Raw genomic sequence first — 21,551 nt, 5'->3', positions numbered from 1 at the left:
AAACAGTTACCAAGTAGTTGAGTTTCAGTGCTGACAAATTTGATTAGATGCTTCATCTAATGCAGCTTTAAGCTTTTCCGAGAAGAGTTTAACCTCTTCGTTATTTAACGGTTTTCCATCTTTTTTCGTGACAAAGAAAATATCTTCTGCACGTTCACCTAAAGTTGCAATTCTAGCTGAATGGATGTCTAAACCTTGCATCATAAATAAGCCACCTACACGTGCAAGTAGTCCGGGGTGATCGAGTGTTGAAATTTCAACCATATTTTGCTGTAACGCTTCATTCAATGTAACGTCAACTGTATTTTCAATATCGAAGTGACGTAGCTGACGTGGAATGCGGCGTTGCATAAGGCCCGGATATTGGTCTGGCTGACTAAGCGCCTTCACTAATGCGGTTTTAACTGTTTCTTCGCGTTCAGGATCGGTTAGCAATGTACCAAAGCGATCGAGAACAACATAGGTGTCTAAGCTAAACGCGGTACTTGCTGTGATAATTTTTGCATCCTGAACGTCTAAGTTCATGCGGTCTAAAACTGCCACAGTCGTTGCAAAAAGGTTCGGTTGGTCACGTGTATATATAAAGATTTGCACGGCATCTTGCGCAGCTTTACGGTGAGCACGTAATAGTACTAATGGCTCTGGGTTATCGCCGTGTTTCAAAATTGCTTGAGTGTGCCATGCAATTTCATCTGCCGATTCTTTAATGAAGTATTCATCGCCCAGTTCTTGCCATACTTTTTCAACGTCTGCCAATGAGAAGTTATTCACCAGTAATTCACTTGCTGCAAATTTGGTGTCTTCAATTAGCATTTGATAGTCAACAGGACGGCTTAAACCTGTACGAATGACATCACGGGCATGTGTATAAAGTTGACGCATAAGCGAAGCACGCCATGTGTTCCACAGTTTTGGATTTGTCGCATTAATATCTGCAACTGTTAAAGTATATAGATAATCAAGATGTTCCATATCGCCAAGTTTTTCAGCAAAATCTTTAACAACATCCGGATCGGAAATATCCTTTTTCTGAGCAGTTAGCGACATAAGCAAATGGTTGTGAATGAGCCATGCAATTAATTTACATTCACGCTCTGTAAAGCCGTGCGCACGTCCAAATTCAATCGCATCTTCTGCACCAAGTTCACTATGGTCTCCACCGCGGCCTTTGGCAATGTCATGGAATAATGCAGCAATAAACACAATATCTTGACGTGCAAGACGTTGGAAAACGGAGCTTACAACAGGGAACTCTTTAGCAAATTCTGGTTCTTTAAAACGGTTTAAATTGCGCAGTAATAATAATGTGTGTGCATCGACTGTATAGATATGGAATAGATCATATTGCATAAGGCCCATAATTTGACCAAATGCAGGAATATAGTTTCCTAAAACACCATATCGTTTCATCGCTACCAAAGTATCGTATAAACGATAAGGAGAGCGAATAATCGACATAAATAGGGCTTGATGCTCAGGATTATCTCGAAAATTTTGGTTAATACGTTTTGCAGCAAGAATAAGTAAGCGTAAAGTACGAGCGCGAATACCTTCAATATCTGGTCGATTAGCCAAAATATAGAATAGTTCTAAAATAGCACTTGGATGTTCTGCGAAGATTTTGTGGTGCTGTACGGCAAGTTTATTGTCGACAATCTTAAAGTGGTCATTAACGACTTCAATTTTACGTTCGTAATTTGGTAAACGTGGAGTAATAACTGATTCGCTAAAATAGGCCAATAACATTTCATTGAGTGTTGAAACCTGTTGAGCTGTACGGTAATAGCGTTTCATGAACTGCTCGACACCGTAGTTTACAGGCTGACCTTCTTGACGGGCGTAACCAAATTGAGCCGCAATTTCTCTTTGATGATCGAACAGAAGACGGTTTTCATCACGCTTCGCTAAACGATGTAAATGGTGACGAATTTCCCAAAGAAAACTCTCAGCTTCTTCTAAAACGTTTAATTCGAATTCTGAAATAAAGCCTAAATGAACTAAGTCATAGATGCGGTTTACGCGGAAATGACGCTTAGCAATCCAACCAATCTGGTTAATATCACGAATGCCACCAGGCGCATTTTTAATGTCGGGTTCTAAATTGCTTTCAGTGTTGTTGTGTTGGTGGTAACGCTTAGCTTGTTCAGCCATTTTTGCATCAAAAAATGTTTTGTCTGTCCACGTTTGTGAAACAATACGACGCGGCCATTTTGCAAGTTGACTATTACCGGTAATTAAACGAGCTTCGATGAGTGTAGTTGCAACAGTTAAATCGGTAGCTGCTTGTTCAACACAACTTTGAATGGTGCGAACGCTAATACCAGGCTTGAAATTGCCAACATCCCATAAAGAGGAAATGAATGTAGAAATGCGTTTTTCATTTTCTTCGTTAATTTCATGTTCCGATAAAATCATGATATCAACGTCGGAATAGGGCAACATTTCACGGCGCCCATAACCACCCACAGCAAAAAGACCTAGCCCTGTCTGATCAAGTTCGGCATGTTTCCACAAAAAGATCAGTGCTTCATCAACTAGGTCTGAGCGCGCTTTAATGACTTCCCGAATAGATTGCCCATTTTCATATGAATCCTGCAATTGCTTTTCTACATCCGTTCGCCATTGATTAATGGCTTTAATATCATGATGGCTTGTAACGTAGTTCAGCAATGGCGATGTATTGATCATGAAAATGGGTCTACCAAAAAGTAAATATTAAGAGTTGGTTTTTACGCTTACTTGATCAGCGGTTTCTTTCGCTAAAGTACGAGCAAGGTCAGTATTTTCTGCACGAGCAGTTGCAACACCCATACGACGACGTTTGAAACCTTCCGGTTTCCCAAACAAACGTAAATCGGTATTTGGATTAGCTAATGCCGTATTTAAGCCGCTGTAGCTTAAATTGTTGGCATCGACCCCAGCATAAATAACTGCACTCGCAGCAACACTATGGCGAGCTGTATTTACTGGCAACCCTAAAATTGCACGAGCATGCAGTTCAAATTCGCTTTGAAATTGTGACGCTAGAGTAACTAGACCAGTATCATGTGGGCGAGGTGAAACTTCACTAAACCAGACCTTGTCACCTTTAATAAACAGCTCTACACCAAAAATACCACAACCACCCAGTGCTGTTGTCACTTTATTTGCAATACGTTTTGCTTCTTCAAGTGCAGCCACAGTCATTAGTTGAGGCTGCCAGCTTTCTACATAATCACCAGCATCTTGACGGTGACCGATTGGATCGCAGTAGTGAGTCTCAATTTCACCAGTTTCAGGATTTTTAGCACGAACGGTAAGTAATGTAATTTCAAAATCAAAATCAATTTGAGATTCAATGATGACCGTACCTTGGTTAACACGACCACCTTGCATCGCATATTCCCAAGCAGCATCGACTTCATCGAAACTTTTTACACGAGACTGACCTTTACCGGAAGATGACATTACTGGTTTTACAAAATTTGGATAACCAATGTCATCAGAAGCAGCGCGGAAGCTTTCTAGTGAGTCAGCAAAGCGGTAAGCAGAGGTAGGTAAACCAAGTTCTTCAGCCGCAAGACGACGAATGCCTTCACGGTTCATGGTTAGGTTTACAGCTTTAGCAGAAGGAATAACAGTTGCAGTTTGACTCGCTTCAATTTCAAGCAAAACTTCTGTAGCAATGGCTTCAATTTCTGGAACAATTAAATTCGGTTTAATTTTCTCAATGAGCTGTTTTAACTCAGTTGGATTAGCCATATTTAACACATAAGAAAAATGTGCAACTTGCATGGCTGGCGCATGATCATAACGGTCGGCTGCATGTACTTCAACACCAAGGCGTTGTAAAGAAATTACAACTTCTTTGCCAAGCTCTCCTGAACCTAACAATAAAACTTTAAATGCAGAAGATTGAAGGGGGGTACCGAGTGTCACGCTCATGCGAATCATCCTGACAAAATTATTTTTTTAAGCATAGCAGAACTTATGAGGGAGTTAAGCTTTATCACACATAAAAAAATTAATTTTGTCGGACAATTAAGATGTGACTTTTTAGATATTAACTTGATAGTTTAAAAGTAACTCATCTGCATTTTTGCCGCGGATACCCCAATTTTCTTTAGGGGTTTCAAAAATCGTAATTTCAATATCTTGCGGAGCTATTTTGCATTGTTCTTCAATATTTCGAAATAAAGTTTGAATGAGTTGTTTCTTCGTGGCTGCGCTACGTCCTGCAAACATTGATAGTTCGATAATAATGTAGTGCTGGCTGCGGTCAGAAGGATAGATAAAATTTCCAGGCTTAAGACTGATAAAACGCTGAAATCTTTTCTCGATAGGATATTTCAACTCTTCAATGAGCGCTTGATGGATTGCATGAGAAAGCAATTCTCGATACTGCATAATCGTTTGTTCATTTGCGTAAATTTTAACTTGTGACATTTTTATCTCTATTAAGTAGGCAAGATTATCTTTTTAATCAATTCAAAAATTAGATTTTTACGCCAGAAGTTTCAATCTTAAAGGCTTCTGGCTAGGTTTTATTTTATATAAGGAAGATCAGTTTATCTATTTATAAAGGTAAATAAGTATAGATTAGGCCATAAACAATTGCGGCAGTTAACGTTGCCGGAACAATTTTCTTAAATTTAAAATATAGACCTGCTAGCACTAGAAAACCGATAAGCATGGCTAAGCTTTTATCTGGATTCTCAAGAAGTGGTGGAAGAGTGGCAACAATAAGCATGGCGCTAATTGCAGATATACCAATGCTTCCCAAAGCAATTTTTAGCCAGACTGAACCACGTCTTTGCTGTGTACCTTGTAGCTTTTGTATAACAAAGAATGGTCCAAAACGTGAGGCGAAATTGGCAATACCAACAATGATACCAACCAGAATAATCTCTAGATTCATTTTAAACTTCGACCTCTTCTTGTTGTTTCAGCACATAATGTTTAAACAAGCCGGCTAAAATACCTGAAAGAATACCAATAAAAATAGCCGCAGAGAGGTTAATCCAATAACAGGACAACGCTGAAACAACCAAAGATACAGCAACTACAAGGCTATGTTTTCGCTCAAATGCTGCTAATAAAAAACTTAAGAATAAAGCCGGTAGTAAGAAGTCTAAAGCTGCTTGTAAAAACTTGGGAAGATGAGAGACCTGATCTGCAAATAATCCGCCTAACAATGAGCCAGTTGCCCAAGCCATCCAACTAAATAGACTCAAGCCTAACATCCAAGACTCAGACCATTGCTGACGACGTTGAGACAGTTGAATCATTCCACTTGCAAAAACTTCATCGGTTAAGCCCCAAGCCCACACCGCCGTTTTCTTAAGATTTAATTTGTTTGGAATCAGGTTATATAAAGCTGGTCCATAAAGTACATGGCGAATATCAAGTGCAATGACTGTTAATGCAGTTAACCAGATAGAAGAACCACTTGCTAAAAGTGCGACAACTAAGAACTGGCTGGCTCCGGCATACATTGAACAAGATAGAAAAAAAGCTTCCCATGGTGTAAAGCCAAACTGAGATGCAGAAACGCCAAAGGCAAAAGAAACAGGTAAATAGGTGAGTACGATAGCTTGGCTATCTTTGGCGCCTTGCCAAAAAGTTGCCGTTTGGGCAGGCATCAATTGTTGTTCGGACACAATACACCTTGGCAATAAACCAAATGATAAAAATACTTGAAAGATTGAGTATTGTAGCCGAATTTAATAGCATAGTGCCGAAATGTTTAATCGGCAGTTTGCTATGTTCAACGCAAAGATTCGTTTAGTTTATATCGCCATGTTGAGTGCAGGTATTTTTACATTGCAGGGCTGTGACAATGGTAATCATAAGGCAGAAAAAAAAGTAGAAATTAAGCCTGCACCTAAACTAACCAATGACGCAACTGTTTATGCTCAAAAAGCATGGACATTGATTAATACGGTTGAGCATTTGGTTTATGAAAAGCAGTTGAGCCAAATCGATGACAAAGTTCGTAAACCTTTACGTCAATTGAGTACGGACTGGCGCATTAATGTGAAAATGACTGATTCGGTGACAGAAGGGAAATATGCACTTTGTCGTAAAGCTTTAACGAGTCTAGATGTATGGGCACGTGAAACACTTGAAAATAATGATTCAGTTGCTAAGAAACAAGCAGATTATGAGCGAGATAAAGCGCAATGTAAGGATGCGATCAATACGCCAAATCTTGGAAATACATCTCCAAAATAAAAACTTATAAATATAAAAAGCGAGATGATCAATCTCGCTTTTTTGCTTTTAAAACGATAATGAGTGAATGTTAATTACGGCTTTGTCGCAGCTTTAGCTGTGTTTGCTGTTTTCACTGCATCTTGTTTCATTTGATGAGTCATTTGCTGTGATTCATGTTGAGCATGCGTAGATTTCATCATTGCTTCATGCTTTTGTTCAGTCATATCTTTTTTAACATCTTGTTTTGCTTTTACTGCTTCTTTTTTAGCAGTTGCTTTGCCGTGTGCAGCAACACATTTTCCGCCTTTATGATTCGGCCCTGTACCACCTTGTAATTGAGTTCCTTTTGGACATGCAAATGCCGAAACACTTAACATAGCCAATACGCCAGCTGTAAGAATTGTTGATAATTTTTTCATGTTAATCAGCGCCTTGTTGAGTATTATTGCTCAGCTTGAGTGTAAAATGAAAATATCTGCTTTAAAACATTTATTTTGTGAAATAGAGTTTGAACAATGTGTTGTTTTGCAGCGTTATCTATTTTTTTAATTTGGTTTTAAGTTTTTGTCATATAGCTGGTTGTGCAAAGATTAGGAATGGGCTTGAGCAACTACTTTCAATTTCTCAATATCTAGAATCTCAATTTTTCTAAAAGCAATTTTGATGATTTTCTGTTTTTCGAGCAGGCTCAGCTCATGGTTGATCGTCTGTCTAGATGTGGTCAGCATATTTGCCAATTGTTCTTGAGAAATATGGATGTGATGATCTTGAATAAGAATATGATTCCCATATCCTTCTAAAATGAATAGAAGACGTTGAGCAAGCCTTTGAGAAATACTGCGTGTTTGGATAGCAATCTGTTCTAAGAAAACGTACCTGAGTTTTTGGCTGGTTAAACGAGCAAAGTAATACCAGTAATATGGATTGTCTTTGAGTAATTCATTTAATGGTTTTGCAGGAATATGCAGAACGGTACTTTTTTTCAAAGCAATTGCATCGTGTGAGCGCGGTTCATGGTCAATCAGCGATATTTCACCAAACCACATAATTGGCTCAGCAATTGCGGAAAGAGCTTCATTACCATTTACATCGACATAACCTAAGCTAATTGAGCCTTCAAGCACAGTATAAATGCCATCAAACACATCTTGGGCACGGAACACATAATTATTTTTTTCAAAGGTTCTTTGCTTACCATGCTCTAGAATAAAGTTTTGGAATGCTTCTGGAAGCAAACTAAACCAGGTATTTTCTCTTAGTCGATTAATATAAATAAGATCCAATATCAGCCCATCCATGAAAAAATCATTACTTTGTCAAATAGCTGACAACTTTAAATTTTCCTTATTTGTACAGTATGACTATAGATAGATGAATAGGGAACAACTCATGTCAAATTTGGAGCAACAGCTTAGCAAATATGCGGCTTACCACTTAAATCATAAAAATATTTTGACGCATTTTATCGGTATTCCGCTCATTGTGTTTTCAATTTTATGTTTAACTGCGAGAGCTGGAGTCGATATTGGCAGTTTTAAACTGACTTTAGCTATAGTGTTGATTGCAGTTAGTACGATCTATTATTTCATTTTAGATAAAGTTTTTGGTTTACTCATGCTGATTCTTTTAGTCGCTGTGTATCCACTGGCGAGCCAAATTGCCCAGTTATCTTTGGGGCAATGGTTAGCAGCAAGTATTGGATTCTTTGTGGTGGGTTGGGTCTTTCAGTTTGTTGGGCATTATTTCGAAAAGAAAAAACCAGCTTTTGTTGATGATGTAATAGGACTTGCGATAGGGCCTTTATTTGTATTGGCAGAATTTATATTTATGCTAGGTTTTAGAAAGCCTTTGCATGCGCGTATTTTACAAGAGGCGCGCAGTAAACGAGAGGCGATGGATTTAAGTCATTAAACATAAAAAAAGCCCCAATATGATGGGGCTTTTTTTGAGTTTTAACTTATACGTTAAAACGGAAGTGCATTACATCGCCGTCTTGAACAACGTAAGTTTTACCTTCTAAACGCCATTTACCAGCTTCTTTAGCGCCGTTTTCACCGTTGTATTGTACGAAGTCGTCATATGCAACAACTTCAGCACGGATAAAGCCTTTTTCGAAGTCAGTATGAATCACACCAGCTGCTTGAGGAGCGGTTGCGCCAACTTTTACAGTCCATGCACGGACTTCTTGTACACCAGCAGTGAAATAAGTCTGTAAACCTAAAAGTGCATAACCTGCACGAATAACCACATTTAAGCCTGGTTCTTCCATGCCCATTGCTTCTAAAAACTCAGCACGATCTTCATCTTCTAATAATGAAATTTCAGCTTCGATCTGGTTGCAAAGAGGAACAACAATTGCGTTTTCTTCCGCAGCTAGTTTTTTTACTGCATCTAAATGCGGGTTATTTTCAAAACCATCTTCAGCAACGTTTGCAATATACATAGTTGGTTTTAAAGTCATTAAACCAAAACCACGAACTAATTTACGTTCGTCATCAGACAAATCAGCCGCGCGAGCTGGTTTACCTTCGTCAAGTAAAGGTTGGATTTTTTCTAAAACTGCTTTAGTTGCTACAGCTTCTTTGTCACCGCCTTTAGCAACTTTAGTTAAACGTAAAATTGCTTTAGCAACAGTTTCAAGATCGGCAAGCGCAAGTTCAGTATTAATAGTTGCGATGTCGTCTAATGGATCAATTTTACCATTTACGTGAATTACGTTTTCGTCTTCGAAACAACGTACAACATGAGCGATTGCATCAGTTTCACGGATGTTAGCAAGGAATTGGTTACCTAAGCCTTCACCTTTTGATGCACCAGCAACAAGACCTGCAATGTCCACAAATTCCATTGTAGTTGGCAAAATACGCTGTGGTTTAACAATCGCAGCAAGTTTGTCTAAACGCGGATCTGGTACAGGAACAATACCTGTGTTTGGTTCAATGGTACAGAAAGGGAAGTTTTCCGCTGCAATCGCTGCTTTCGTTAATGCATTGAAAAGGGTAGATTTCCCTACGTTTGGCAGACCAACAATACCGCAATTAAAACCCATGAAAACCACTCACAAATGTGTAAATTAAAAATTGTCGCTGATTTTACATGAAAGCCATGACAAAGTCATGGCTAGAGCAGGGTTGTATTGCTTTTAAACTTTACGTTTATCAAGTTGCTGGGCTAATGCATCGCCAGTTGCTTGTACTAACATGACTAAAACAATGAGCACAAAAATTACAGCCAACATAATTTGCATATCAAAACGTTGATAACCATAACGATATGCGATGTCTCCTAGGCCACCTGCACCAATAGCACCAGCAATCGCAGAGGAGTTAATCATAGTCACAATAGTCACGGTAAAGCCTGCCACAATACCCGGTAAAGCCTCGGGTAAAAGTACATGCCAAATAATTTGTTTACGGTTACAACCCATGGCTTGTGCAGCTTCAATTAAGCCTTGATCGACTTCACGTAAGCTGACTTCTGCAATACGGGCAAAGAAGGGAATCGCCGCAATCGTCAATGGAACAACGGCTGCCCAAACGCCATAACTTGTACCCACAATCCAGCGAGTAAGTGGAATCAGAGCGACCATTAAAATTAGAAAGGGCACAGAACGAGTAATGTTGATAACCCAACCCAAAGCCTGATTAATCTTTTGTGACGGATGAATGCCATGCTCAGAAGTGCTGACTAAAACAACAGCAATCGGTAAGCCAATTAAAAAAGCAATAAACGCAGATGCACCTACCATGAGTAAGGTGTCTACAGTTCCAGTAATTAATAAATCAATGAGCTGGTCGTGCATAGCCAAGTACCTCAAATTGTGCAATTGCAGTTGATGCATCTTGTCGTATAGATGAAAGATCAATTTCTACGTTAGGAATACCGACTAAAAGAGAACCAATAATGTGCCCTTGAATGGTATCGACCTGGCTTTGATATAAATTGACGGGTGCTTTAAATCTAGCAAGTAGCTCTTGTATATCGGGTACTTGATGCGCTTCAGCCTCATATTTCAGTTTTACAATAATATGAGTCGAATCTTCATCGGGGAGTGGACTGATTTCAAAAGGCAGAGTGATCTGCTCAAGGTTTAACAATTCTTGAGTAATTTGTTGCTCTGGTCGTGAAAATACGGACCAAACTTGTCCAGCCTCGACAATTTCACCTTGGTCAATCACCACGACTTGATCACAAATTTCTCGAATGACCTGCATTTCGTGAGTGATGAGTACAATCGTTAGACCGAGTTCCTGATTAATCTTTTTAAGTAAAGCCAAAATAGTAGCGGTACTTTCTGGGTCAAGTGCAGAGGTTGCTTCATCACACAGTAAAATTTCAGGGTGGTGAACAAGTGCACGTGCAATACCGACACGTTGCTTTTGTCCGCCTGAAAGTTGTGATGGATAATGACCAGACTTATCCGCAAGGCCTACGAGTGCTAGAACTTCATTTACACGTTGATCGATATCTGCTTTGTTGTAATTGGAAACTTTTAAGGGCAATGCCACATTTTCCCAGACCGTTTTTGCAGACATCAAATTGAAATGTTGGAAAATCATTCCAATACGTTGGCGAGTTTGAATAAGCTCGACATGACTCAATTCAGCAATGTTTTGTTGATGAATATGAATACTGCCTGTATTCACTTGTTCTAAGCCATTTAAAGTGCGGAGTAGGGAAGATTTTCCCGCACCACTTTTACCAATAATGCCTAAAATCTTACCTTGAGGAATATCAAGGTTAATCTCTTTTAAAGCATGCAGCTTTTGACCCTGCGATTGGTAAAACTTATTTAAACCACGAATTTTGATATGGGGTAGAGAAAAATCAACTTGTGATCCAAAACTCACCATTGTCATTCTCCTTATTTCCAGCCTTGAAACCACATACCTTGGCCAAAGTCTTTATCCAGAATATCTTGTGCTTGTTTTGAGTTCTGGAATGCTTTAACAAAGGTTGCAAGTTTTTGGTTTTTATCTTGGTAATCGCGACGGGTCACAAACAAAATTGCATATTTTTTATCGATTGGATCTAAAAATAATGCGCTATGTGGGTCGGTTACCTTTGCCATTTTTAAGTAGTGAGGGAAGCCGAAAATTAAATCGACATCGTTATATGCATGTGCGGTTTGAGGGCCTTCAACCTCAACAAAGCTTAGCTGTTTAGGATTAGCAATAATGTCTTGAGTGGTTGAAAGTTCATTGTTAATGTCTTTAAGCTGAATTAAACCTGCACGGTGCAATAAAATTAAAGCGCGAGCTAAATTGACGGGATCGTTTGGAATAGCAACACGTGCATTTGAAGGTAAGTCTTTAAGTGATTTATATTTTTTTGAATATAAACCTACATGACTTCCTGAGCCCACGGCAAATGCATGTAAGTCATAGCCCGTTTCTTTAACAGCATTACGTAGAAATACGCTTTGCTGGAAAAAGTTTGCATCAATATCACCGTTTTGTACGGCAACATTTGGTGCTCGCCAGTCAGAAAATTCAACGAGTTTGACATGAACACCTTGCTTTTCTACTTCATTGGCAACGCTTTGTAATAACTCAGCATACGGTGGGCTAATGCCAATCGTTAAAACATCATCGGCTTGTTTATTTTTAATATAACGGTAACCGACAAGGCACAGAACTACGATAACAATCGTAATTCCGAGTAACCAAGGCTTATGCTGTTTGAACTGAATCGCCATAATCTTTCCGTTATTACTTCCAGCCAGGGAACCAAAGTTTTGGCCCAATCTCAGCATCTAACACAGCTTTAACTTTTGGCGAGTTTTGATAGATCTCAACAAATTTTTTCAATTTGTCGCCTTTATCCTGATAGTCGTCACGTACTACAAACAAAATTGCATAACGTTTATTGGTATTGTCATCAAGTAAAAGAGCACTATCTGGATCAGCTGTTTTTGCTAAGCGCAAGTAGTGTGGGTAGCCAAAAGCCAAGTCAACATCATCAATTGCACGAGCAGTTTGTGGTCCTTCAACTTCAATGAATTGCAAGTTTTTAGGGTTTGAAACAACATCTTTAAGTGCAGATAAATGATTGTTTGAATCTTTAAGCGTAATTAATTTAGCTTGCTGTAAAAGTAGTAGGGCACGACCTTGGTTCACTGGATCATTTGGAATGACTACACGTGCGTTTTGTGGCAATTCATCAAGGCTTTTATATTTCTTTGAATAAAGTCCCACATGTGATGCTGCACCTACTGCAAATGCTTTTAATTTAAAGCCAGTTTCTTTAATTGCATTGTCTAAGAAAGGTTGATGCTGGAAAAAGTTCGCATCAATATCCCCATGATTTAAGGTAATATTTGGTGTGTTCCAGTCAGAAAACTCAACCAGTTTCACATTTAAACCTTGTTGCTTTGCTTCATCGGCAGCAGCTTGTAAAGTTTTTGCAAATGGTGGACTAATACCAATCACAAGTTCATTTGAGCCACTTTGACGGTGTTTATTCCAAAAGAATAAAGCAACAAAAAGGACTACAACGACTAAGCCTACGCCTAGCCATTTTTTTGAGGCTGTTTGAGCCATGTCTATCTCCAAATTTAAGCGGTTATTTCTTCAATTGTTGTTAGGTTTTTGCTGTTGTTATAGGGACTACATCGAAACGCTTGAACAGGGTGTTGTTTTGGTAATTGATCACCCCGATTAAAGATTTTGTTCCGCAGTGAACCCGTTTTATATGTAGTTTTATAGCGACCACGTTGTTGTAGCTCAGGAATGACCAAGCGAATAAAGTCATGGTGAGATTCAGGTGCAACAGTACGTGTCAAATTAAAGCCATCAATATCTGTCTCATCTAAAAGATGAATTAAGTATTCAGCAACTTCTTCGCCACTACCCACGATGAGAGGATAACGACCACCTAGAACATGCTGAGCTTTTAAGTCATTTTTTGTGATTTGTTGCTCTTTAAACTTTTCGGTAATCGAAACAATACTGTTACTTTTTTGGTAAGGAATCGCTTCATCGTCGGCAAATTTACTTAAGTCGATACCAGTTGAACTTGCATAATGCGCGAGGCCTGCTTCAGGACTTGCATACTGACGATATTCATTAAGTTTCTGTACAGCGAGATCATGTGTTTCGGCAACAACAACGGTTATGCCAACAAAGACTTTAATGTCATCCGCTGAACGGCCTTGCTGTTCTGCAAGAGCACGAATCTTTTTCACTTGTTCGCGTATTTTTTCGGGTTTGTCGCCTCCAATAAATACACATTCAGCATGGCGAGTCGCAAACTGCATGCCTTTTGGTGAAGCACCTGCTTGAAACAGTGTTGGGGTGCGTTGCACAGAAGGAGACACCTGAAACACACCTTCACTTTGGTAATATTTTCCCTGATGGTGAATGGTGTGAACTTTAGATGGATCTGTAAAAACACGCTGTACTTTATCTTTTTTAACGGCGTCGTTTTCCCATGAACCTTCCCAATACTTGTAGCAAAGTTCTAAAAATTCTTCGGCTTGTTCATAGCGAGCATCGTGGTCTTTTAAACCTTTTTGACCAATTAAGCGTTCCGCACTATCTAGATAACCCGTAACGATATTCCAGCCAATACGACCTTGAGTTAAATGGTCGAGGCTCGCAAAGCGGCGGGCAAATTGATATGGATGCTCATAGCTTAAGTTCACAGTGACCCCAAAACTTAAGTTTTGAGTGACTGCCGCCATAGCAGAAATGAGTGTAGATGGGTCATGGCTCGGAAGCTGAATTGACTCTTTTAAAGTCAGATCAATACCATTTTGATAGACGTCATAGACACCTGTAATGTCCGCAATAAACAAACCATCAAATAAACCACTTTCTAGAGTTTTGGCTTGTTCTGTCCAATAGCTCAGTTCATTAAAGCGGTGTGATTCATCACGTGGATGTGTCCATAAGCCATGATTGATATGACCAACACAGTTCATATCAAAAGCATTGAGTAAAATTTCTTTCGCTGTAAAATCTGCCATTACAATGTCCCCCGACGAGGTGGTAGAACACCGTTAAGTACATAGTTCCCAATAAAGTAATATTTCCATCGTGCAGCATCATGCAACGTATGCACACGTGCATTGCGCCAGAAGCGGTCTAGACCATCTTGTGATTGACTACCACGACTACCAGCAAGTTCAATCAGCTTAGACGATGCTTTTAGTGCGGTATCGCTACTATGAGCACGTACTTTGGCAACATCAATTGAAGCTTTTGCAATGCTTTCAGGTGTGGTTTCAATTTTTGCGGCATCAATTGATTGAGCAGCTTGTTTTAATAACACTTCACTTGCCCGTACATCTACGGCAATGCGTCCTAATTCATAAATCGTTAAAGGATCTTGATTTGCCGTTTCTACATTTGAATCAATCCATGGGCGGGCTTGATGCACTCTTTGCAAGCTTTCTTCAAAGGCTCCACGTGCAATGCCTACCTCAATTGATGCATGCATAATTTGAGCAAAAGGGCCCACTAAGGTTGGTTGTAAAAATGCAGTATCAAAAGGAATAACATCATCTGCATCGACAAAAACCTGATCAAATTTAACTGTGCCGCTGCCTGTGGTTTTCTGACCAAAGCCAGACCAGTCATCAACAAGTTTCAATCCTTGCGAACCACTTTTTACAAAGGCTAAATACTCTCGGCCTGCATCATCTAAAACTAAGGTTGGAATACGATGAGCAAATAAACTTCCTGTGCAGTAAAACTTTTCACCCTGAATCAAATACCCATTTTCGTGAGGACGAATGTTGGTTTGTTTATGGGTTGAAGTTTTAGTTTTAAACTCAGCAAGTGCATTACCAAAGCGAGTGCCATTTAAAACTTCGCTATATAAACGTTGTTTTTGAGCTTCTGTACCTGTATTGCGCAAGACTTCTAAAGCGTAAAAATGGTTTTGTGGAATTTGTCCGATTGAACCATCTGCACCACTTAAAAGTGCAATCACTTTAGCAACTGTATGACTTGAAACTTCGGCACCACCATATTGCTTTGGCACTGTAATTGCCCAAAGACCAGATTGGCTCAAGGCATCGATTTCGGTATACGGTAAAATTCGTTTAGAGTCTCGCTCAACTGCGGTTTTTTTAAATTGCTCAGCAAACTGTTTTGCAATTTCTAAAGCTTCTGCATCATTTTGAATAATATGTGCTTGGCCAGATGCCGAGGTTTGTTTCGTTTGAACCGATTGATATGAAGTCATGACAATTTCTCCTTAAATCCAGGCATGGCGGGCAGGGAAATGACCATTAAGGTAATAATTGCCAATGGCATGTAATTTCCAACGAACAGGGTCGTGTAAGGTATGTACACGGGCATTTCGCCAATGTTGATCTAAATTGTGTTGGCTTAAGCTTGAACGGCTACCGCCTAGTTCCAGCAATTTTTCAGAGATTTGTAGAGCCGCATCATTGGCATAGACTTTCGCTTCTGCGACCAAAATTGAAGCTTTAGCTACTTGTTCATCAGTCACAGTTTGAAGTTGGTCGAGTTCATCTAAATATTCAGCAGCGTCATCAAGCAGTAAAATTGCAGCATCGAGCAAAATATTTAACTTACCTACTTCTTGCAGGGTGTAATGTTCAAAGCTGGCTTTTTCAACATTTGCATCAATAATTGGACGTGCTTTATGAATAGTCGATAAAGTATCGTCAAAAGCGGCTTCTGCAATCCCCACATCAATGGCAACTTGTAATAACTGAGAATAAGCACCACGATAAGTAGGGGCTTTAGTTAATAGGCGTTCATCAAAAATGAGTTCTGGATTAACTTCAACGTGATTTAATTTAACTGTACCACTCGCTGTAGTACGCTGACCAAATCCATTCCAGTCATTAATGACTTCAATACCTTGAGCTTCTCGATTCACAATGACTAAAACTACATGACCTTCAGGATGAACCGCTTTAATTGCGAGCCAATGCGCAAAACTTGTACCTGTGGAATAAAACTTTTCGCCGTTTAAAATATATTTGCCGTTTTCAATGGTAAGTGTAGTTTTTAAAGTTTTTGAGTCATGTGTATTACGTTCTGGTCCACCGTTAGCAAGACGTTTGCCTGCCAATATTTCTGAAAAGATAAATTGTTTTTGTTGTTCTGTGCCCATAATTTCGATCAGGTTTAAAAGGCTAATCTGATTTTGTGGAATCTGACCAACGTTCGCATCACCTTTACTTAAAATACGGAAAACTTGAGCTAAAGTTTTATTGGAAACAAAAGCTCCGCCATATTTTTTCGAAATTCGAATTCCGCCTAAGCCTTTTTGGCTAAAGCTTTCGATTTGCTCATGCGGTAGTAAGCGTTGTTGATCACGTGTATTACGACCCTCTAAAGCATAATCAGCCACTTGATAAGCAGCATTAATAGCTTGTTGATCATTTTGAATGATTTGGACGTATGCCGTCGTTTTAGATAGAGAATTAGACATAATGACACCTTGTATTGCTGTCATTACCTTACAAAAGAAATATTTTTCCACTAAACGAGGACTTATGCTCAGCTTATGAAATAAAGTGCAAAGCATTTTTTTTGATTTTTAATGGAGAAATAGAGATATTAAAAGTATTTATAAATCAATAAATTATCGTTTTTATGTGAAAAATTGATAATAAAATTAGTTTTAATATGAAAAAGAGCAATAAGTACGGTAAAAAAAGATATAAAAAAATAGACCTAACTGTCAGCAAAAAATGAGCACAATATCCATTGTTTTAAATAAAAATAGCTTCTAAAGTATCTACTTACCATCGACCATTTTTGTACAAATAGTCAAATAAAAATAAACGTGGAGATTTTATGCGGGTTTTGTATCAGTTTCCTTTGTCCCATTATTGTGAAAAAGCTCGCTGGTTGTTAGACCATAAAGAACTTGATTATGTGGCTCATAACTTAATTCCAGGGTTTCATCGTGCTTTTGCACAACTCAAAACAGGCCAAAATTTATTGCCAATTTTGAAAGATGACCATCAATGGATTGCTGAATCAACCAAGATTGCACTTTATCTGGATGATACTTACCCAGAACATGCGCTTTTGCGTCGTGATGAGCAACTTAGACAACAAACTCTTAAAATTGATAGTTTAGCTGATGAGCTGGGTATACATGTGCGCCGTTGGGCTCTAGCTCATACGTTGGCACAAGGAGACCATGCTTTAGAAATTATGATGGGTGAACAAGGCTATTTACGTCAGTTTGAAAAAATATCGAAACCTTTTCTCAAAACACTCGTAAAGAAGAACTATAAACTTGAAGAGGAGTTGGTGGGTCAGTCCAAAGAGCAGATGGACGAACTCATAAATGAATTAAACCGTTATCTCATAGAAAATCAAGCACGCTACATGGTGGGTGATCGCTTAAGCCTTGCTGATATTTCTGTGTGTTCGATGCTTGCACCATTGTTAGAGGTGAAGGGTACGCCATGGGAGCGTGAAGAAGCAGAAGAGGTTTCTGAGGAATGGAGCAACTATCAAAAATATTTGCTTGATTTACCTCTAGGCCAATATGTTTTAAGAATATATCAAACTGAAAGAAACGCACGCGTAGATTGGCGAGGAATTTAAACTTTATAAAAAGCCCTGATTTTTCTCAGGGCTTTTTTGTAATATTTCTAAGTTTAGTCATTAACTTAAATATTACTATCAATTTTCTAAATGATTTTTATTAAATCATTTGCATATATTATTTTACTCCTGCAACTTCTTTATTTAGCTCATTATTCAAACTTCTTCTAAATACTTAATAATTTTAATTTTTATAATTTTTTGCAAAATCCAATTTTTCTAAAAACAGTTTTTAGCTGAAGTTAAGCCACTTTATTGTGCATGTGTTTACATTGTAATCAATAATTGCCACATTTAAGTGTAAATAGATGAGCTTAATAATAGACAGAAGATTAAAACATAGATTAAAGTAGAAACATGTTAGCAGTTTTAAAGGTATTAACTCTGCAAAACAGACTGAATAAAATAAGTGAAGCAAATGGATGTGTCCTACTTGGAAAAGTTGGCGCGATAATTGCAATTTAATAATAAATCACTCTATTGCTCTATATGAATGATTCTATAGATAAATAGAGGGAATGATCATCAAGGAGTTCTTATGAAACGTTCTGCAACCTCTCTCATTATTTCAACATTTATGCTTTGTACGGTTGGTGCTACTTCTCAAATTCAGGCAGCAGATACATTAGCTAAAATTAAAAGCAGCGGAAAAATCGTTATTGGCCACCGAGAATCTTCTGACCCAATTTCATATGTTGTTGCAGGTAAACCAGTAGGTTATGCAGTCGATATCTGTAACCAGTTTGCAAATGACATTAAAAAAGAATTGAAAATGCCGGGGCTAAAAGTTGAATACAAGGCAGTAACTTCATCAACACGTATTCCTGAACTTTTAGCAGGTAATATCGATATGGAATGTGGTACGACCACAAACTCTAAGCAACGCCAAGAACAAGTGGGTTTCTCAACTAACTATTATGCAACAGAAGTACGTATGGCAGTTAAAGCCAACTCTGGCATTAAGAGTTTGGCAGATTTAAACGGCAAGGCAGTTGTAACAACTCAAGGCACAACATCTGATAAATACATTAAGATGAATGAAAAGGGTCAGTCAATTAATGTCCAAAATATTTATGGTAAAGATCATGCAGACTCTTTTGCCATGATGGCATCTGGCCGTGCTGCCGCATTTGTTATGGATGATAATATTTTAGCTGGTTTGGTTGCTAAATCTTCTACACCTAAGGCATTTGCAATTGTAGGGCCAGTACTTTCATCTGAACCTTACGGTATTATGCTTGCTAAAGATGATCCAAAATTTAAAGCGATTGCAGACCGTACTGTAAATAATCTATGGAAAACTGGTCAAATGGACGCTTTATATAAGAAGTGGTTCTTATCGCCAATTCCACCAAAAAATACAAATTTGAACATGCCACAAAGTTCATCTTATAAAAAACTAAAAGCTCACCCAACAGATGCAGGGATCTAACAAGATCTTTTTGTCCTAAATTTACTTAAGCAAGTGAGACTCACTTGCTTAAGCGGTCTATTTTCCTAAAGATATTCATTTAAGGGGCAAACATGTCAGTCGGCTCGCTAAACTGGACTATATTCTGTGCGGAGTCTAATGAATATGGTGTCGATAAAGCCGCATGGGCAGAATCAGTCTGTAGAGCAATTGGTAGTACAAGCTACAATGCTCATGCTGAAGCGCCCACATGGTTACAAATGTTAGGTTCAGGCGTCTTTACTATGGTTTGGACAGCTGTTATAGCCTTTCTTATCGCATTTTTATTAGGTTCTCTCCTAGGGGTAATTCGTACATTACCTAACAAACCTCTCGCATTTATTGGCAATTGTTACGTTGAAATCTTCCGTAATATTCCACTTATTGTACAGCTATTCTTCTGGGCATTTGTTTTTCCGGAATTTTTACCGGACAGCTTAAGTGCAGGCAGTGGGGACGTTGTTGCTGGTGGATGGTGGAAAAATATTTTAAATCAGCAACCTGCGGTTATTGGTGTTTTTGCATTAGGTCTCTACACTGCTGCGCGTGTATCTGAACACATACGTGCCGGTATTAATACTGTTTCTCGTGGACAAAAGTTTGCAGCTTCTGCAATGGGTTTTACTACTGCACAAAGCTATCGTTATGTCATTTTACCTGTTGCATATCGTACAGTGTGGCCAACGATTACTTCTGAAGCAATGAACGTTTTCAAGAACTCGGCTGTTTTATATGCTTTGAGTGTTTTGAACTTCTTCGCTTATACAAAAACCATGCGGGAAGAAACTTCTCAGGACATCATTATTCTTATTCTCTCTACACCTGTTTATTTAATTATTACTTATAGTATTAAATTTATCATGGCATGGATTGAGAAAAGAATGGCTGTGCCTGGCTTAGGCTCAGGAGGGAAGTAATTATGGATTTTTCTTTATTACATAACCCTGACGTGATCGCGGCACTCAAAGAAGGTTTCATTTTTACCCTGACCGTGACTGTATTGGCGATGATGGGCGGTATCCTAATCGGAACCCCATTGGCAATGATGCGTTTATCAAACAATGCCATCGCAAGTAATTTCGCAAAATTTTATGTCGATCTGTTTCGTGGTATTCCACTGATTCAGGTGATCTTTATTTTCTACTTCTTGTTACCGAAAATATTTGAGTTTCAATCTGATACGTATTGGGGACCATTGTTTTCAAGTGTTGTGACTTTTGCTATTTTTGAAGCTGCATTTTTCTCGGAAATTGTACGTTCCGGAATTCAGTCTATTTCAAGAGGGCAGGTCAATGCAGGCTATGCGCTAGGTTTTACCTATGGTCAATCAATGCGCTACGTGGTTTTACCTCAAGCCTTTCGTAACATGCTCCCAGTATTGTTAACTCAAACAATTATTTTATTTCAGGATATCTCATTAGTTTATGTGATTAGTGCACCAGACTTTTTAGGTCGTGCAGATACATTGGCTAATACATATGGTCCTGAAACCAAAGCAACATTCTATTTAATCGTCGCTGTAGTTTACTTCTGTAGTTCGTTTGTGCTGTCGCAATTAGTCAAACGCTTACAGCAAAAAATTGCCATCATTCGCTAATTGGAGATTTTAAATGCCAATGATAGACATCCAACATATCTCTAAATGGTATGGTGATTTTCAGGTTTTAACAGATTGCACGACGAGTATTGAAAAAGGTGATGTCGTTGTTGTTTGCGGACCGTCTGGTTCAGGAAAATCAACACTCATTAAAACAGTAAATGCGTTAGAGCCATTTCAACAAGGCGATATTATTGTTGATGGAGTTTCTCTGAAAGATCCAAAAACGGATCTTGCTAAATTCCGTTCACGAGTAGGAATGGTCTTTCAACACTTTGAGCTTTTTCCGCACATGACTGTTTTGGAAAATCTAACCATTGCTCAAGTTAAAGTGTTAAAGCGTTCAGTTGCCGATGCTCGTGAAAAAGGTCTGAAATATTTAGAGCGTGTAGGTTTACTTGCGCACAAAGATAAGTTTCCGGGCCAATTGTCTGGTGGTCAGCAGCAACGTGTAGCGATTGCTCGTGGCTTGTCCATGGACCCAATCTGTATGTTGTTTGATGAACCAACTTCTGCACTCGATCCAGAAATGGTCGGGGAAGTACTTGAAGTGATGGTGCAACTTGCACATGAGGGCATGACCATGATGTGTGTTACACATGAAATGGGTTTTGCTAAAAGAGTATCTAACCGTCTAATTTTTATGGATGAAGGTAAGATTTTAGAAGACTGTCCAACGCATGAATTCTTTGATAATTTAGATGCTCGCCACGAGCGCGCGAAGCTCTTCTTAGAAAAAATTCAAGCCATGCACTAATAC

At 38.7% G+C, this 21,551-nt stretch carries 22 protein-coding genes; 7 read left to right on the top strand and 15 right to left on the bottom strand.

The window, feature by feature from the left end; all coding sequences use genetic code 11:
* Positions 1–24: 24 nt before the first annotated feature.
* The 5 genes from glnD to K6I41_RS10840 form a co-directional block, all read right to left on the bottom strand.
* Positions 25–2,688, bottom strand: a complete 2,664-nt coding sequence (gene glnD, locus K6I41_RS10860; RefSeq protein WP_005304499.1) for a [protein-PII] uridylyltransferase — start codon at positions 2,686–2,688, stop codon at positions 25–27.
* 27 nt (positions 2,689–2,715) lie between these two features.
* Positions 2,716–3,933: a formate-dependent phosphoribosylglycinamide formyltransferase gene (gene purT, locus K6I41_RS10855; RefSeq protein ID WP_250374279.1), complete on the bottom strand. Its 1,218-nt coding sequence runs from the start codon at positions 3,931–3,933 to the stop codon at positions 2,716–2,718.
* 102 nt (positions 3,934–4,035) lie between these two features.
* Positions 4,036–4,425: a tautomerase family protein gene (locus tag K6I41_RS10850; protein WP_107880131.1), complete on the bottom strand. Its 390-nt coding sequence runs from the start codon at positions 4,423–4,425 to the stop codon at positions 4,036–4,038.
* Between the two features lie 130 nt (positions 4,426–4,555).
* Positions 4,556–4,897, bottom strand: a complete 342-nt coding sequence (gene ygaH, locus K6I41_RS10845) for an L-valine transporter subunit YgaH (protein ID WP_151767955.1) — start codon at positions 4,895–4,897, stop codon at positions 4,556–4,558.
* A gap of 1 nt (position 4,898) precedes the next feature.
* On the bottom strand, positions 4,899–5,621 hold the full coding sequence (locus tag K6I41_RS10840) for an AzlC family ABC transporter permease (protein WP_081402146.1): 723 nt from the start codon (positions 5,619–5,621) through the stop codon (positions 4,899–4,901).
* A 121-nt stretch (positions 5,622–5,742) separates the two neighbouring features.
* Between K6I41_RS10840 and K6I41_RS10835 the strand changes: the two genes are divergently transcribed.
* Positions 5,743–6,213 carry a hypothetical protein gene (locus K6I41_RS10835; protein WP_250374278.1) on the top strand — a complete coding sequence of 157 codons (471 nt, stop codon included), beginning with the start codon at positions 5,743–5,745 and terminating at the stop codon, positions 6,211–6,213.
* A 74-nt stretch (positions 6,214–6,287) separates the two neighbouring features.
* On the opposite strand, the gene K6I41_RS10830 is transcribed toward K6I41_RS10835, so the two are convergent.
* Together K6I41_RS10830 and K6I41_RS10825 are read right to left on the bottom strand one after the other, a co-directional pair.
* Entirely contained in the window at positions 6,288–6,614 is a 327-nt protein-coding gene (locus tag K6I41_RS10830) for a hypothetical protein (protein ID WP_004792870.1), read from the bottom strand.
* Between the two features lie 171 nt (positions 6,615–6,785).
* Entirely contained in the window at positions 6,786–7,493 is a 708-nt protein-coding gene (locus K6I41_RS10825; RefSeq protein ID WP_144730715.1) for a Crp/Fnr family transcriptional regulator, read from the bottom strand.
* A gap of 91 nt (positions 7,494–7,584) precedes the next feature.
* Between K6I41_RS10825 and K6I41_RS10820 the strand changes: the two genes are divergently transcribed.
* A complete protein-coding gene (locus K6I41_RS10820; protein ID WP_250374277.1) occupies positions 7,585–8,106 on the top strand; it encodes an Mpo1 family 2-hydroxy fatty acid dioxygenase in 522 nt (173 codons plus the stop codon).
* Between the two features lie 46 nt (positions 8,107–8,152).
* Here the strand turns inward: K6I41_RS10820 and ychF are convergent, their stop codons facing one another.
* The 8 genes from ychF to K6I41_RS10780 all read right to left on the bottom strand — a co-directional run bounded on the left by ychF (position 8,153) and on the right by K6I41_RS10780 (position 16,635).
* Positions 8,153–9,244, bottom strand: a complete 1,092-nt coding sequence (gene ychF, locus K6I41_RS10815; protein WP_004642544.1) for a redox-regulated ATPase YchF — start codon at positions 9,242–9,244, stop codon at positions 8,153–8,155.
* 93 nt (positions 9,245–9,337) lie between these two features.
* On the bottom strand, positions 9,338–9,997 hold the full coding sequence (locus tag K6I41_RS10810) for a methionine ABC transporter permease (protein ID WP_004792864.1): 660 nt from the start codon (positions 9,995–9,997) through the stop codon (positions 9,338–9,340).
* Positions 9,978–11,054 (bottom strand): methionine ABC transporter ATP-binding protein, encoded by a 1,077-nt coding sequence (locus tag K6I41_RS10805; protein WP_250374276.1) that lies wholly within the window; start codon positions 11,052–11,054, stop codon positions 9,978–9,980. Before K6I41_RS10805 ends, K6I41_RS10810 begins: the two co-directional genes overlap by 20 nt.
* Positions 11,055–11,059: 5 nt before the next feature.
* Positions 11,060–11,893: a MetQ/NlpA family ABC transporter substrate-binding protein gene (locus K6I41_RS10800; RefSeq protein ID WP_250374275.1), complete on the bottom strand. Its 834-nt coding sequence runs from the start codon at positions 11,891–11,893 to the stop codon at positions 11,060–11,062.
* Positions 11,894–11,906: 13 nt separating this feature from the next.
* The gene (locus K6I41_RS10795; protein ID WP_005304526.1) at positions 11,907–12,737 is read right to left on the bottom strand and encodes a MetQ/NlpA family ABC transporter substrate-binding protein; all 831 of its coding nucleotides are present in this window, start codon (positions 12,735–12,737) and stop codon (positions 11,907–11,909) included.
* Positions 12,738–12,751: 14 nt separating this feature from the next.
* Entirely contained in the window at positions 12,752–14,164 is a 1,413-nt protein-coding gene (locus K6I41_RS10790; protein WP_250374274.1) for an LLM class flavin-dependent oxidoreductase, read from the bottom strand.
* Positions 14,164–15,387 carry an SfnB family sulfur acquisition oxidoreductase gene (locus K6I41_RS10785; RefSeq protein WP_250374273.1) on the bottom strand — a complete coding sequence of 408 codons (1,224 nt, stop codon included), beginning with the start codon at positions 15,385–15,387 and terminating at the stop codon, positions 14,164–14,166. Before K6I41_RS10785 ends, K6I41_RS10790 begins: the two co-directional genes overlap by 1 nt.
* A 12-nt stretch (positions 15,388–15,399) precedes the next feature.
* A complete protein-coding gene (locus K6I41_RS10780) occupies positions 15,400–16,635 on the bottom strand; it encodes an SfnB family sulfur acquisition oxidoreductase (protein WP_250374272.1) in 1,236 nt (411 codons plus the stop codon).
* Positions 16,636–16,979: 344 nt separating this feature from the next.
* Here K6I41_RS10780 and K6I41_RS10775 point away from each other — a divergent pair, with 344 nt between their 5' ends.
* From K6I41_RS10775 to K6I41_RS10755, 5 genes are all read left to right on the top strand, one after another.
* Positions 16,980–17,744 (top strand): glutathione S-transferase family protein, encoded by a 765-nt coding sequence (locus K6I41_RS10775; protein ID WP_049836482.1) that lies wholly within the window; start codon positions 16,980–16,982, stop codon positions 17,742–17,744.
* A 538-nt stretch (positions 17,745–18,282) separates the two neighbouring features.
* Entirely contained in the window at positions 18,283–19,176 is an 894-nt protein-coding gene (locus tag K6I41_RS10770; protein WP_005304540.1) for an amino acid ABC transporter substrate-binding protein, read from the top strand.
* A gap of 92 nt (positions 19,177–19,268) precedes the next feature.
* On the top strand, positions 19,269–20,111 hold the full coding sequence (locus K6I41_RS10765; protein WP_005304542.1) for an amino acid ABC transporter permease: 843 nt from the start codon (positions 19,269–19,271) through the stop codon (positions 20,109–20,111).
* Positions 20,112–20,113: 2 nt separating this feature from the next.
* Positions 20,114–20,791, top strand: coding sequence for an amino acid ABC transporter permease (locus K6I41_RS10760; RefSeq protein ID WP_005304545.1), 678 nt, complete (start codon positions 20,114–20,116; stop codon positions 20,789–20,791).
* Positions 20,792–20,804: 13 nt separating this feature from the next.
* Positions 20,805–21,548, top strand: coding sequence for an amino acid ABC transporter ATP-binding protein (locus K6I41_RS10755; protein WP_004792844.1), 744 nt, complete (start codon positions 20,805–20,807; stop codon positions 21,546–21,548).
* Positions 21,549–21,551 lie beyond the last annotated feature (3 nt).

This window comes from Acinetobacter sp. AS23 (assembly GCF_023612055.1).
In the GTDB taxonomy this organism is placed as follows: domain Bacteria; phylum Pseudomonadota; class Gammaproteobacteria; order Pseudomonadales; family Moraxellaceae; genus Acinetobacter; species Acinetobacter oleivorans.
Note: the sequence above shows the minus strand (reverse complement) of the source record. Positions and strands in the feature narration are given on the sequence as shown.

Excerpts from the sequence above, each read along its gene's own strand:
- glnD (WP_005304499.1), bottom strand. The coding sequence starts at position 2,688 with ATGATCAATACATCGCCATTGCTGAACTACGTTACAAGCCATCATGAT.
- purT (WP_250374279.1), bottom strand. The coding sequence starts at position 3,933 with ATGATTCGCATGAGCGTGACACTCGGTACCCCCCTTCAATCTTCTGCA.
- K6I41_RS10850 (WP_107880131.1), bottom strand. The coding sequence starts at position 4,425 with ATGTCACAAGTTAAAATTTACGCAAATGAACAAACGATTATGCAGTAT.
- ygaH (WP_151767955.1), bottom strand. The coding sequence starts at position 4,897 with ATGAATCTAGAGATTATTCTGGTTGGTATCATTGTTGGTATTGCCAAT.
- K6I41_RS10840 (WP_081402146.1), bottom strand. The coding sequence starts at position 5,621 with ATGCCTGCCCAAACGGCAACTTTTTGGCAAGGCGCCAAAGATAGCCAA.
- K6I41_RS10835 (WP_250374278.1), top strand. The coding sequence starts at position 5,743 with ATGTTCAACGCAAAGATTCGTTTAGTTTATATCGCCATGTTGAGTGCA.
- K6I41_RS10830 (WP_004792870.1), bottom strand. The coding sequence starts at position 6,614 with ATGAAAAAATTATCAACAATTCTTACAGCTGGCGTATTGGCTATGTTA.
- K6I41_RS10825 (WP_144730715.1), bottom strand. The coding sequence starts at position 7,493 with ATGGATGGGCTGATATTGGATCTTATTTATATTAATCGACTAAGAGAA.
- K6I41_RS10820 (WP_250374277.1), top strand. The coding sequence starts at position 7,585 with ATGTCAAATTTGGAGCAACAGCTTAGCAAATATGCGGCTTACCACTTA.
- ychF (WP_004642544.1), bottom strand. The coding sequence starts at position 9,244 with ATGGGTTTTAATTGCGGTATTGTTGGTCTGCCAAACGTAGGGAAATCT.
- K6I41_RS10810 (WP_004792864.1), bottom strand. The coding sequence starts at position 9,997 with ATGCACGACCAGCTCATTGATTTATTAATTACTGGAACTGTAGACACC.
- K6I41_RS10805 (WP_250374276.1), bottom strand. The coding sequence starts at position 11,054 with ATGACAATGGTGAGTTTTGGATCACAAGTTGATTTTTCTCTACCCCAT.
- K6I41_RS10800 (WP_250374275.1), bottom strand. The coding sequence starts at position 11,893 with ATGGCGATTCAGTTCAAACAGCATAAGCCTTGGTTACTCGGAATTACG.
- K6I41_RS10795 (WP_005304526.1), bottom strand. The coding sequence starts at position 12,737 with ATGGCTCAAACAGCCTCAAAAAAATGGCTAGGCGTAGGCTTAGTCGTT.
- K6I41_RS10790 (WP_250374274.1), bottom strand. The coding sequence starts at position 14,164 with ATGGCAGATTTTACAGCGAAAGAAATTTTACTCAATGCTTTTGATATG.
- K6I41_RS10785 (WP_250374273.1), bottom strand. The coding sequence starts at position 15,387 with ATGACTTCATATCAATCGGTTCAAACGAAACAAACCTCGGCATCTGGC.
- K6I41_RS10780 (WP_250374272.1), bottom strand. The coding sequence starts at position 16,635 with ATGACAGCAATACAAGGTGTCATTATGTCTAATTCTCTATCTAAAACG.
- K6I41_RS10775 (WP_049836482.1), top strand. The coding sequence starts at position 16,980 with ATGCGGGTTTTGTATCAGTTTCCTTTGTCCCATTATTGTGAAAAAGCT.
- K6I41_RS10770 (WP_005304540.1), top strand. The coding sequence starts at position 18,283 with ATGAAACGTTCTGCAACCTCTCTCATTATTTCAACATTTATGCTTTGT.
- K6I41_RS10765 (WP_005304542.1), top strand. The coding sequence starts at position 19,269 with ATGTCAGTCGGCTCGCTAAACTGGACTATATTCTGTGCGGAGTCTAAT.
- K6I41_RS10760 (WP_005304545.1), top strand. The coding sequence starts at position 20,114 with ATGGATTTTTCTTTATTACATAACCCTGACGTGATCGCGGCACTCAAA.
- K6I41_RS10755 (WP_004792844.1), top strand. The coding sequence starts at position 20,805 with ATGCCAATGATAGACATCCAACATATCTCTAAATGGTATGGTGATTTT.